Genomic DNA, 12,767 nt, shown 5'->3' with positions numbered 1-12,767 from the left:
AGAAAGGAGAATGGAAGATGCATATAAATGTTCGAACGCAGTTTAGTCCATTGCAGAGTTTAGTTCGAATCGAGCCCTATCTCGATGAACTAGTCCGTCGACACATCGGACGAGCGGTCATCTGTGAAACGACATTGACAGGAGTTCCCGCATTCATCGATGCATGTCAGCGTCGAAATATGCAACCGATCGTCGGATGGGAGCAGCGAATCGAAGAAGAAGAATTTTGTATCTTATGGTTTGCTTTTTCTTCTGATGGACTGCGTCAACTGTATCGACTAGCCAGTCAACAAGGGGAGACTGAAGTTTCATCACTGATCGCGGTGCTTGTGCCACTGCGTCAAGCCTCTGAAGATGCGACGCGTCTACGTCGTTCCTTCGTTCAATGGATGGGACACGTTCAAGGAGCGCGTACATATATGGGCGTGACCTCTAGTCGCTCAACGGTCGAACGAGAGAGTCGTGCGCGTTACCGCGAAGTAGCAGCAGCGCTTGGTGTTGAGACCATCCCAGTCGATCCTGTTCGTTACATTCGTCGAGATGAAGCGCCAGCGTATCAAGCAATACGTGCGATTGGTGAGGCGACGACGTTCCAAGACCAAAAGACAGATCGTCTGATGCATTTAAAGACCCGAGAAGAATTACTCGAAGACTTTACCGAGCGAGAAATTACTATGATAGAGCAGTTTGCTGCGACTTCTGAACGCTTAGAATTACCGTTTCAACAACGTCCACTGCCACGTGTCGCGGAAGACTCGAATGCGTTGTTACGGAAACGTGCTGAGGAAGGTTTACTCGCACATGGTTATGAAAGTAAAGAAGCACGGGAACGCCTCGCTTATGAACTATCAGTCATCCATAAGACAGGATTTGCCGATTACTTCTTAATTGTTGAAGAACTCGTACGTAGCGCAAAAGCGAAAGGCATCTTCGTTGGACCCGGTCGGGGCTCAGCAGCTGGATCACTTGTCAGCTACGCGCTTGGGATCACGACGGTGGATCCATTGAAATATGGATTACTATTCGAACGATTCTTGAACCCCGAGCGGATTTCCATGCCGGATATCGATATCGATATCGAAGATGAACGACGCGAAGAAGTATTAGAGGATCTCGTAACGCGTTACGGAAAAGACCACGTCGCTCAAATTGGTACATTATCGACGCTCGGTGCCAAAGCCGCTTTGCGAGACGTCGGACGGACGCTAGCATTTTCGAAGGATGAGTTAGATGCTGCAGTTAAACAGCTTGGAAAATCAACGACGTTACAAGGGATCGAACAAAATAAACAGACATATCGTTGGTTCTCTGGAAGCGAAAAGCGCCGGCAATTGTTGCAACTGGCGCAAGCGGTCGAGGGTCTTCCGCGACAACGTTCGGTTCACGCGGCCGGTGTCGTCATTGGATCTGAACAGCTCGTCGAGACGACACCTGTTGAAACGGGACCAAATGAACGGTATGTGACGCAGTTCTTGATGCAGGCGTTGGAACGTCAAGGATTGTTGAAAATTGACTTGTTAGGACTACGAAATCTCAGTCGTTTGCGTCGGATGGAAGAATTGATTCGTCGGGAACAGCCATCCTTTACGCTCGCGCAAATACCGGAAGAAGACCGCGCGACATTCCAAGTCTTTGCCTGCGCCGAGACGGATGACATTTTCCAATTCGAGTCGACAGGTATGAAACAGACGTTGCGCGAAGTCAAACCGAATCGGTTCGAGGATTTGGTGGCAACGATGTCACTCTATCGTCCGGGACCAATGAAATTCATTGATCTGTACGCGAAACGAAAAGCTGGTCAACCTTATCAAATGTTGCATCCCGTATTAGAAGACGTACTTGCACCAACGTATGGCATCATCGTCTATCAAGAGCAAGTCATGGAAATCACCCGTCGAGTGGCTGGATTTACACTGGCACAAGCAGATTTATTACGACGTGCGATTTCTAAGAAAAGTACGGATTCGCTCGAACAGGAACGGGTTCGTTTTCTCGAAGGAGCAAAGTCGAATGGATTCGATGATGCGATCGCACAATCACTCTATGAACAAATTGAGCGATTCGCTGGGTATGGATTCAACCGAAGCCATGCAGTCGCCTATTCAAAGATTAGTTATGCCCTCGGGTATATCAAAGCGCATTTCCCGCACATTTTCTTGCTCGTCTCGGTCGAACAACCGGAGCGCCTCGTCCGATTGATGCGTGAACGACGTCTCCCTGTCCTATCGCCGGACGTCTGGATTTCGGATTACCGTTCTTCACTAGAAGGCAAAGGGATTCGACTCGGTATCCATGTGATCAAAGGCATTTCAGAACGAGAGTTCGAGCGTGTAAAGGAAGCATCGAAGCACACAGCGACGATTGCTGATCTATTGACCCACGTCGGATGGGGCAAGAAGGAACGTGCGAAAATTGAATTGTTACTCTACAGTGGTGCGCTAGACCGAGCGACGCACGGCGATCGCGGACTCGCCGAACAAGAGGTACTCGAGTATTTCACTGAGTCATCGAATACATTACTTCCGGACGAACTGGCAACCCTCGGGAAACGCCGGACACAGAAGTCATCGAAACGAAGCGATTCCGACTGGGCACGATTAGAACGGGAAGCGCTTGGATTCTGGCTGACGTATTCGCCATTGACGACAGCGATGAAAGCTCCGGTTGAATCTGTTTATTTCCATGACCTTGGAGTCGGTTCGGAAACACATTATTTAGTCTGTTATATTGATCAGATTCGAGAGTTCAAGACGAAACGTGGTCAAACGATGGCGGTCATTCAGGCAGTCGACGGGTATTCGAATGAGGAGGTCGTCGTCTTCCCGAATCAATATGAACGATTCCGTCGATCGCTTTATTTAGGGAACGTCTTACTGATTGAACTAAAAGTTCAAGATCGCGATGGGGAGCGCCAGTTCATTTTGGAACGTCTCCGTCCGCTTGGGCAAGATGTGCTGTTCGTCAAGTTAACATCAAAAAATGAGCTGGCCGCACTCGAGCAGTTACTTGAAGCGGCACCAGGCGATATTCCAGTCGTCGTTCGCTACGCGGATTCACGCGAGACGAAATCATTACCGCCGCTTTATGCAGTTCAGCATGATGAGGAATTACTAGCTCGGCTACGTATTCGGTTTGGCGAGGATCGTGTCGTCCTGAAAAATGTCCCCCGCTCAAACTAGTACTAGGTAATAAGATTTGTTATAATAAGGGGTAATTGGTCTGACCAATGCCACCAATTGAAGCAACCGACTGAAGGGTCAGAAAGGTGGTGCCGTATCGATATGGAGAAGAAACGAAATGCGTTTGAAGCCAATATCGCGGCGATTAAATTGATGATCGAACAAGATGGATTAGTTCCAGGAGACCGTATTCCATCGGAACGGGAACTGGCAGAACGACTATCCATCAGTCGACCGTCCGTACGAGAAGCATTACGGACGCTCGCTTATTTAGGGATCGTCGAGACACGACATGGAGGCGGAAGCTTTCTTTTGAACCGTGACGATCATACCTATATTCAAATCATCGCTCAATTCTTAGTGACTGGCGATTCGAAGTTCGAAGACTTGGCAGGAACGCTCCGCTTGCTTGAGCAAGCAGCGCTCGCGCAGCTGGATGACCTTTCGGTGCTTGCACCAGTCGTATCATCCGATGCAGCGTTTCGTGAGACGTTGATTCAGACGGTCGATAACGATTTGTTTGAACGAATCTGGCGACAAGTCAATGCCTTCCATAAAAGCTTCGGTCAAGGGGAACTCTATACGCAGGCGGAACGGGAACAACTCTTGAACCGCCCATAGGATGACAAGGGGGAACTGAACGTGCAAGCATTTTTTCGAAAACCTAAAAAGTTCGTCACGCTGACTTCGAAGGAGCAGCGTGTCGATGTGCCAGTTGGCCTAATGACGAAGTGTCCGAAATGTAAATTAATCCAATATACGAAACAACTGGAGGCGAACTTACGTGTCTGTTCATGTGGGTATCATCACCCGTTGACCGCGCAAGAACGTTTTACGCAATTATTCGATGAAGGTTCGGTGACGTATTTCGACTTACCGGCAGTTCAAGCGGATCCGCTTGGATTCCAGGATTACCCGGAAAAATTAAAGGGCGACCAAGTCAGAACGGGTCTTGAGGAAGCGATCGTCTGTGGCGTCGGGAATGTGAATGGTCACCCACTCGTCGCTTGTGTCATGGATGCACGATTCCGGATGGGTTCGATGGGTGCAGCGGTTGGTGCTGCGATTTCTGAAGCGGTTCGTTACGCAACGAAACATCGTCTACCTGTCACGATTTTCTCCGCTTCAGGTGGAGCACGGATGCAAGAGGGAATGGTTAGTCTCATGCAGATGGCGAAATCGAGTCTCTTCTTAAAACAGCATTCAGATGCTGGACTACTTTATATTTCTTGTATGACTCATCCGACGACCGGCGGGGTATCAGCAAGTTTTGCGATGCTCGGTGACTTTAACATCGCTGAACCGGGGGCGTTGATCGGATTTGCAGGTCGACGGATCATCGAACAGACGATACGTGAAAAACTACCGGAAGATTTCCAAACAGCAGAATTCTTATTACAAGCAGGTCAACTGGACGATGTCGTATCACGACATGATCTGAAAACGTACTATACGCGAATCTTAAAGCTACATGCGGAGGGAACGAACCATGCAACCATTTGACCAACCAGTCATCGCGTTACGCGAAAAAATTCTTGAGCTCCATGATATGGCGGAAACACAAGGACTAGACTTCAAGGAAGAACTTCAACTTCTTGAAGAACGCCTTCATCGGTTAGAACTCGATATTTACGGGAATATGAAAGCGTGGAATCGCGTTCAATTGGCACGTCATCCAGAACGTCCAACAACACTCGATTACATTGAATCCATTTGTGAAGATTTCATCGAACTGCACGGCGATCGTCATGGATATGATGATGCGGCAATCGTCGGTGGAATCGGAACACTGAATGGTCGTCCGGTGACGATCATCGGTCATCAACGCGGAAAAGATACAAAAGAAAACATTCGTCGTAATTTCGGGATGCCACATCCGGAAGGGTATCGAAAAGCACTACGTCTCATGCAACAAGCGGAGAAATTCAATCGACCGATCATTACGTTCATCGACACGAAAGGGGCTTACCCAGGACGTGCAGCAGAAGAACGTGGTCAGAGTGAGGCCATCGCGAAAAACCTGTTTGAGATGGCTGGTATGACGGTTCCAATCATCTCAATCGTCATCGGTGAAGGTGGATCAGGTGGTGCTTTAGGAATCGGAGTGTGTGACCAACTCTTGATGCTCGAGAATTCAACGTATTCGGTCATCTCTCCTGAAGGTGCTGCAGCATTGTTGTGGAAAGATGCAAGTCTTGCGGAGAAAGCGGCAGAATCGATGAAGATCACAGCACCTGATTTATTACGACTCGGGATCGCTGATGCCATCATTCCAGAAGTCGTCGGAGGGGCGCATCTCGATGTGTCATTACAGGCGGATAAATTAAAAACTGTATTGGTACAGAAGCTCGAATCATTGGTTCACCTGACCAAGGAAGAGCTCATTGATCAGCGGACCGAAAAATATCACCAAATTGGCACATAAGCACCATGTAATCGCTATCATGATTGATATTCCTCATTTCCGGAATCGGTAATGAAAAAACAAGTGAAAGTTTATGCAATCTGCCCTGTTGTAAAACAAGAAAACAACGTGCTATTTTAGATTCAGATTAATGGAGAGGTGATTAACGTGAGTTTAAAACGGATTGCTGTCTTAACGAGTGGCGGCGATGCACCAGGTATGAATGCCGCGGTGCGTGCTGTCACGCGTAAAGCGATTTTTCATGGCTTAGAAGTATTTGGTGTTTATAACGGCTATCAAGGATTAATCAACGGGGACATCGTCCAGTTGAACCTTGGGTCAGTCGGTGACATCATTCAACGAGGCGGAACGTTCCTACGTTCAGCACGTTGCCCTGAGTTCCGTACAGAAGAAGGACGAGCAAAAGCGGTCGTCAATCTTAAGAAATTTGAAATTGATGCACTCGTCGTCGTAGGCGGAGACGGGTCGTATCGTGGTGCCCAAAAATTGACGGGACTTGGCTTCCCGACAATTGGACTTCCAGGTACGATCGATAACGATATTCCTGGAACGGACTATACGATCGGTTTTGATACAGCGCTCAACACGGCGCTTGAAGCGATCGATAAAATCCGTGATACGGCATCGTCGCATGAGCGGACGTATGTCATTGAAGTCATGGGACGCGATGCGGGTGATATCGCATTATATGCAGGACTTGCTGGTGGAGCAGAATCGATTCTTGTTCCTGAGCGTCCTGAAGATTTAAAAGAAGTCCTCGATCGCATTCAAAGTGGTGTCAATCGCGGTAAGAAACACTCAATCGTCATCGTCGCTGAAGGTGCAGGTCGTGCTCAGGACGTTGGAGACGCTATCGCAAAAGAAACAGGTCTCGATACACGCGTCACGGTTCTTGGTCACGTTCAACGTGGTGGAGCACCAACGGCAGCGGACCGTGTACTTGCAAGTCGGATGGGGGCGCATGCCATCGAAATCCTACTTCAAGGAAAACAAGGACGTGTCGTAGGTGTACGTGGTGGTAAGATGATCGATCTCGATATCGATGAGGCACTCGACGAAAATAAACATGAGCTGGATCTTGATATTCTCGAGCTTTCAAAACAGCTTTCGATTTAACGAACGTCGATAGGATTGGAATGGACAAGAGAACTTGGCCAAACACCGTAGGAGGTTTATGGAATATGCGTAGAACTAAAATTGTATGTACGATTGGACCAGCGTCAGAAAAACGTCTTCCAGAAATGATTGAAGCAGGTATGAACGTCGCTCGTTTGAACTTCTCACACGGCGATTATGAAGAACACGGTGCACGTATCACGGATATCCGTCGTGCAGCGAAAGAAGCAAACAAAATCGTTACGATTCTTCTTGATACGAAAGGACCAGAAATCCGTACACATTCGTTTGAAGAAGGAAAAGCGCTTCTCGAACGTGGTCAAGAAGTCATCATCGTTAGCGGAGACGCAAACGAAATCGTCGGAACGAAAGATAAATTCTCTGTCACGTATGAAGGACTCTATGATGACGTCGAAGTTGGTTCGATGATCATGCTTGATGACGGTCTCATCGGTCTTCGTGTCACTGAAAAACTTCCGAACCGTGAGCTTCGTTGTTCAATCGAAAACGAAGGCGTCATCAAGACGAAAAAAGGCGTTAACTTGCCAAACGTGAAGGTTAACCTTCCTGCTTTGACAGAAAAAGATATTGCGGATATCGAGTTCGGTATCAAGAGCGATATCGATTTGATCGCGGCATCTTTCGTGCGCCGTGCGTCAGACGTCGTTGCGATTCGTCAATTGCTTGAGAAAAACAACGCGAGCCACATCAAAATCTTCCCGAAAATCGAGAACCAAGAAGGTGTCGATAACATCGAAGAAATCCTTGCGATTTCGGACGGTTTGATGGTAGCGCGTGGTGACCTCGGTATCGAGATTCCAACGGAAGAAGTCACGCCAACTCAAAAAGACTTGATCAAGCTTTGTAACGACTTCGGTAAACCAGTCATTACAGCAACACAAATGCTTGACTCGATGCAACGTTTCCCACGTCCAACACGTGCTGAAGCATCAGACGTCGCGAACGCGATTCTTGATGGTACGGATGCAATCATGCTTTCAGGTGAGACAGCAGCAGGGGACTACCCAATCGAATCTGTCCAAATGATGCATTCGATCGCAAAACGTACAGAAAAAATGCTCGACTACAAGCTCTTGTTGAAAGATCGTCAGACACGTAGTGAGCACACAGTGACGGATGCAATCGCTCAAGCGGTTACGCACACTGCGATCAACTTGGACGCAAAAGCAATCTTGACACCGACACAATCGGGTTACACGGCTGCACGTATCTCGAAATACCGTCCAGAGCCAAACATCGTCGCTGTTACACCAAGCGCACGTGTCGCACGTCAGTTGAACATCGTATGGGGCGTGTACCCAATCGTCGTTGATCATCTTTCAGACAACACGGATGACATGTTGACACTTGCTGCGGACACAGCAAAAGACGCTGGTTTCGTCACAGACGGTGATCTCGTCGTCATCTCAGCTGGTATCCCTGCTTTGACTGCTGGTACAACGAACATGTTGAAAATCCACATCGTCGGTAAAGAGATCGCAAACGGTCGTGGGATCGGTGAGCGTGGAGTCGTTGGCGAAGTCGTCATCGCAAACAATGCTGAAGAAGCAAACTCTAAAGCGAAGCCAGGCATGATCCTCGTTACGAACTCAACTGATCGTGACATGATGCCTGCAATCGAGATGGCTGCAGCGATGATCACAGTTGATGGCGGATTGACAAGCCATGCTGGAATCGTTGGACCATCACTCGGTAAACCAGTCATCGTTGGTGTCGAAGATGCATTGACAGTCTTCAAAGACGGTCAAATGATCTCAATCGATCCATTGACAGGTAAACTATATAACGCATAATCCATTCATGACGGACGTGACTTAGGTCATGTCCGTCTTTTTTTGTATGAGGAGGACGTATGGAAGCTTATCTTTTTTTGATTGCCCTCGTCTTCATCGGGGTCATCGCACAAAATAAATCATTAATCATTGCTGCAGCCTTCCTGCTGATCATCAAGGCAATCGGGCTGGATGGTAGACTGTTTCCGTCCTTGCAGGCAAAAGGAATCACGTGGGGCGTCACATTGATCACGGCAGCGATCCTCGTACCGATTGCAGCAGGGGATATCGGATTTAAGGAGTTGCTCCAAAGTATTCGGGGACATATCGGCATCATCTCATTTTTATCAGGAATTTTTGTTGCAATCGTCGCGGCACACGGTGTTGGACTGATGAAAGAAGATCCACTCGTGACGACAGCCTTGCTAGCTGGAACGATTCTTGCAGTAGGACTTTTCCGTGGGGTACCGGTCGGACCATTGATTGGTGCTGGAATCGCGGCGCTCGTCATTGGAATGTGGGATGTCATCGCAAAAGCGTTCACAGGATGAGCCGAATCAGCAAAGTAACTGAATTAATTTTTTGATAATAGTATGCAAGTTCATTCACTTTTTGGGTATTTTTGTTTATACTAAGAACAGAAACAAGATGGTCTATTCAAGAGTACAGCGCTACAAGCATGGGGAACGACTCTTGAGTGGACGTCTTTTTTTCAATACGGAAATGAAAGCGTTTTAAATTTCTGGGGAAAAAAAGGGGGATTATTGTCATGACGCAAACTAAAGGTTTAGAAGGAATCGTCGCGACTTCATCGAAAATCAGTTCGATCATCGATGGTCAATTGACGTATGGCGGTTATACGATTGATGATTTGGCGGAGCACGCCTCATTTGAGGAAGTCGTCTTCTTGTTGTGGAACGACCGTCTACCAAAAGAAGAGGAATTGAAGCAACTATCGGAAGCACTTATTTCCGAAGCAACGGTTGCGACTGCCGTTCTTGAAACGATGAAGGCAGCACCGAAGTCGGCGAATGCGATGGCGACGATTCGAACAGCGCTCTCTCAACTCGCGCTTTACGATGAGACATCGGAAGATATGTCGACTGAGGCGAATTACGCTAAAGCCATCAAATTACAGGCACAAATCGCAACACTCGTCACAGCTTACGCTCGTATCAAAAAAGGACAAGAGCCGATCGCACCTAAAACAGGTCTTTCATACGCAGGAAATTTCTTGTTCATGTTGACTGGTGAAGAGCCAACGGAAGTTGCAGAAAAAGCCTTTAACCAAGCGCTCGTTCTTCACGCTGACCACGAGTTGAACGCTTCGACGTTCACAGCACGCGTGTGTGTCGCGACACTCTCTGACGTCTACTCAGGTGTGACGGCAGCGATGGGCGCATTAAAAGGACCACTTCACGGTGGCGCGAACGAAGCCGTCATGAAGATGTTGTTAGAAATTGATTCGGTTGAAAAGGTTGACGAGTATGTTCATAATAAACTTGAGAACAAGCAAAAAATCATGGGCTTCGGTCACCGTGTCTACAAGGACGGCGACCCACGTGCGAAGCACCTTCAAGAAATGAGTCGTCAGCTGACTGCTCAAATCGGGGAGCCGAAATGGTATGAGATGTCAGTTAAGATCGACGAAATCGTCCAATCGGAAAAAGGATTGAAACCAAATGTTGATTTCTATTCCGCTTCTACGTACCATGCACTTGGACTTGATACAGAACTATTCACTCCAATCTTTGCAGTAAGTCGGATGTCAGGTTGGTTGGCGCACATTTTAGAGCAGTATAGCGATAACCGTCTGATTCGCCCGCGTGCAGACTACACGGGTGAAACGCACCGGACATACGTGTCCATCGAAGAACGTTAAAAGGACGGGGAGGAGCAATCCTCTCCTGATTTTTGATGTAGATTACAATTACTTAAGGGGGATTTTTAGACATGGCTACACTTCAAGGCGAAAACATCACAGTAACTAACGGTACACTTCAAGTTCCAAACGCTCCAATCATTCCGTTCATCATTGGTGACGGAACAGGACCTGACATCTGGAACGCAGCTGTACGTGTGTTTGATGCGGCAGTTGAAAAAGCATACAACGGTGAGAAGAAAATCGAATGGAAAGAAGTCTACGCTGGTGAAAAAGCATTCAACAAAACAGGCAACTGGTTACCAGAAGAGACACTCGATCTCATTCGTGAGCACATCATCGCAATCAAGGGACCACTGACGACACCAGTCGGCGGCGGAATCCGTTCGTTGAACGTTGCTCTACGTCAAGAGCTTGATTTGTACACATGTCTTCGTCCAGTTCGTTACTTCACAGGTGTTCCTTCACCGGTTAAACGCCCAGAAGATACAGACATGGTCATCTTCCGTGAAAATACTGAAGACATCTACGCAGGAATCGAATACGCAGAAGGTAGCGAAGGCGCTGCAAAACTGCTTCAGTTCCTTCAAAACGAAATGGGTGTCAATAAAATCCGCTTCCCTGAGACATCTGGTCTTGGAATCAAACCGATTTCAAAAGAGGGAACAGAACGCCTCGTTCGTGCAGCAATCGAATATGCACTCGAGAACAAACGCGCTTCGTTGACGCTCGTTCATAAAGGAAACATCATGAAGTTCACTGAGGGTGCTTTCAAAAACTGGGGTTATGAGCTTGCTGAGCGTGAATACGCAGAGCACGTCTTCACTTGGAACCAGTACGATCGCATCAAGGAAGAAGAAGGAACAGATGCTGCGAATAAAGCACAAGCAGACGCAGAAGCTGCTGGTAAGTTGATCGTGAAAGACTCAATCGCTGATATCTTCTTACAACAAATCTTGACTCGTCCAAAAGAGTTCGATGTCGTTGCGACAATGAACTTGAACGGTGACTACATCTCGGATGCACTTGCTGCACAAGTCGGTGGTATCGGAATCGCACCTGGAGCAAACATCAACTACATGACAGGTCATGCGATTTTTGAAGCCACTCACGGTACAGCACCGAAATACGCTGGACTTGATAAAGTCAACCCATCGTCTGTCATCTTGTCAGGCGAAATGATGTTCCGTCACCTCGGCTGGAACGAAGCGGCAGATCTCATCATCAAATCGATGGAAACATCGATTGAATCGAAAGTCGTCACATACGACTTCGCACGTCTCATGGATGGTGCGACTGAAGTGAAGTGTTCTGAATTCGCGGACGAACTCATCAAAAACATGTAATCCGATCAGGAGGAATGAGTCGATGAACAGACGGAAGAAGATCGCAGTCATAGGAAGTGGCTTTACGGGCGCAACGACAGCACTCTATCTTGCTCAGCGAGAGCTAGGAGATGTCGTCCTCGTCGACCGACCTGAGCAAGAGAATCCGACGAAAGGAAAGGCGCTCGATATACAAGAGGCAGCGCCGATCCTCGGGTTTGATGCTTCAGTAAAAGGGACATCGAACTATGCCGACATCAACGGTGCGGATATCGTCGTCATCACTGCCGGTATCGCTCGGAAGCCGGGTATGAGCCGCGAGGACCTCGTGAGTACGAATGCTGCCGTCATGACAGCTGTGACGAAGGAAATCGTTGCGCATGCACCGGAATCGATCATCATCGTTTTGACGAATCCTGTCGATGCGATGACGTATACGGTCTATCAAGCATCTGGTTTTCCGAAAGAGCGTGTCATCGGTCAATCCGGTGTCCTCGACACAGCACGCTTCCGGACATTCTTAGCAGAGGAACTGAACGTTTCTGTAAAGGATGTATCGGGATTCGTACTCGGCGGACACGGGGATGACATGGTGCCACTACTGCGCTATTCTCAGGCGGGAGGTATTCCAATCGAGAAACTGATATCCAAGGAGCGGTTAGATGCGATCGTTGACCGAACACGTAAAGGCGGCGGTGAAATCGTTCAGTTACTCGGAAACGGTTCCGCTTACTACGCACCGGCAGCAGCAATTGCTGAGATGGTCGAGGCGATCTTGAAGGACCAGCGACGTATTCTACCTGCCATTGCTTATCTCGAAGGCGAATATGGATATGACGATATGTATTTCGGTGTACCGGTCATTCTTGGCGGAAACGGTGTCGAGCATGTCTATGAACTCGAACTGACGACTGAGGAGCAAGAGGCTTTGAATCGCTCTGCCTCTACAGTCCGCTCTGTACTCGACTTATTAAAATCTTGATTCTAAAAAAAGACGAACTTGTCACTTTCGACAAGCTCGTCTTTTTTCATCTCGTCATAATCGAT

10 protein-coding genes are annotated in these 12,767 nt (G+C 48.0%); all 10 read left to right on the top strand.

Going from position 1 to position 12,767, the window contains the following annotated elements:
• Positions 1–17 precede the first annotated feature (17 nt).
• Positions 18–3,179 carry a DNA polymerase III subunit alpha gene (dnaE, locus tag KNQ11_RS08605; protein ID WP_214771109.1) on the top strand — a complete coding sequence of 1,054 codons (3,162 nt, stop codon included), beginning with the start codon at positions 18–20 and terminating at the stop codon, positions 3,177–3,179.
• 102 nt (positions 3,180–3,281) lie between these two features.
• On the top strand, positions 3,282–3,800 hold the full coding sequence (locus KNQ11_RS08600; protein ID WP_050677654.1) for a FadR/GntR family transcriptional regulator: 519 nt from the start codon (positions 3,282–3,284) through the stop codon (positions 3,798–3,800).
• 21 nt (positions 3,801–3,821) lie between these two features.
• Positions 3,822–4,682: an acetyl-CoA carboxylase, carboxyltransferase subunit beta gene (gene accD / locus KNQ11_RS08595; RefSeq protein ID WP_023469040.1), complete on the top strand. Its 861-nt coding sequence runs from the start codon at positions 3,822–3,824 to the stop codon at positions 4,680–4,682.
• Complete coding sequence (gene accA / locus KNQ11_RS08590) at positions 4,669–5,604, top strand: acetyl-CoA carboxylase carboxyl transferase subunit alpha (protein WP_023469039.1); 936 nt, start codon at positions 4,669–4,671, stop codon at positions 5,602–5,604. The genes accD and accA overlap by 14 nt, the downstream gene beginning before the upstream one ends.
• 147 nt (positions 5,605–5,751) lie before the next feature.
• Complete coding sequence (gene pfkA / locus KNQ11_RS08585) at positions 5,752–6,720, top strand: 6-phosphofructokinase (RefSeq protein ID WP_029342336.1); 969 nt, start codon at positions 5,752–5,754, stop codon at positions 6,718–6,720.
• Between the two features lie 65 nt (positions 6,721–6,785).
• A complete protein-coding gene (gene pyk, locus KNQ11_RS08580) occupies positions 6,786–8,534 on the top strand; it encodes a pyruvate kinase (protein WP_050677653.1) in 1,749 nt (582 codons plus the stop codon).
• A gap of 59 nt (positions 8,535–8,593) precedes the next feature.
• Complete coding sequence (locus KNQ11_RS08575; RefSeq protein WP_023469036.1) at positions 8,594–9,064, top strand: DUF441 domain-containing protein; 471 nt, start codon at positions 8,594–8,596, stop codon at positions 9,062–9,064.
• A gap of 218 nt (positions 9,065–9,282) precedes the next feature.
• Complete coding sequence (gene citZ / locus KNQ11_RS08570) at positions 9,283–10,395, top strand: citrate synthase (RefSeq protein WP_053454034.1); 1,113 nt, start codon at positions 9,283–9,285, stop codon at positions 10,393–10,395.
• A 71-nt stretch (positions 10,396–10,466) separates the two neighbouring features.
• Positions 10,467–11,741, top strand: a complete 1,275-nt coding sequence (gene icd, locus KNQ11_RS08565; RefSeq protein ID WP_149427711.1) for an NADP-dependent isocitrate dehydrogenase — start codon at positions 10,467–10,469, stop codon at positions 11,739–11,741.
• Between the two features lie 22 nt (positions 11,742–11,763).
• Complete coding sequence (gene mdh, locus KNQ11_RS08560) at positions 11,764–12,702, top strand: malate dehydrogenase (protein ID WP_214771107.1); 939 nt, start codon at positions 11,764–11,766, stop codon at positions 12,700–12,702.
• Positions 12,703–12,767: the final 65 nt, after the last annotated feature.

It is taken from the genome of Exiguobacterium sp. s39 (assembly GCF_018618925.1).
In the GTDB taxonomy this organism is placed as follows: domain Bacteria; phylum Bacillota; class Bacilli; order Exiguobacteriales; family Exiguobacteriaceae; genus Exiguobacterium_A; species Exiguobacterium_A abrahamii.
This window is presented reverse-complemented; position numbering and strand designations above follow the sequence as displayed.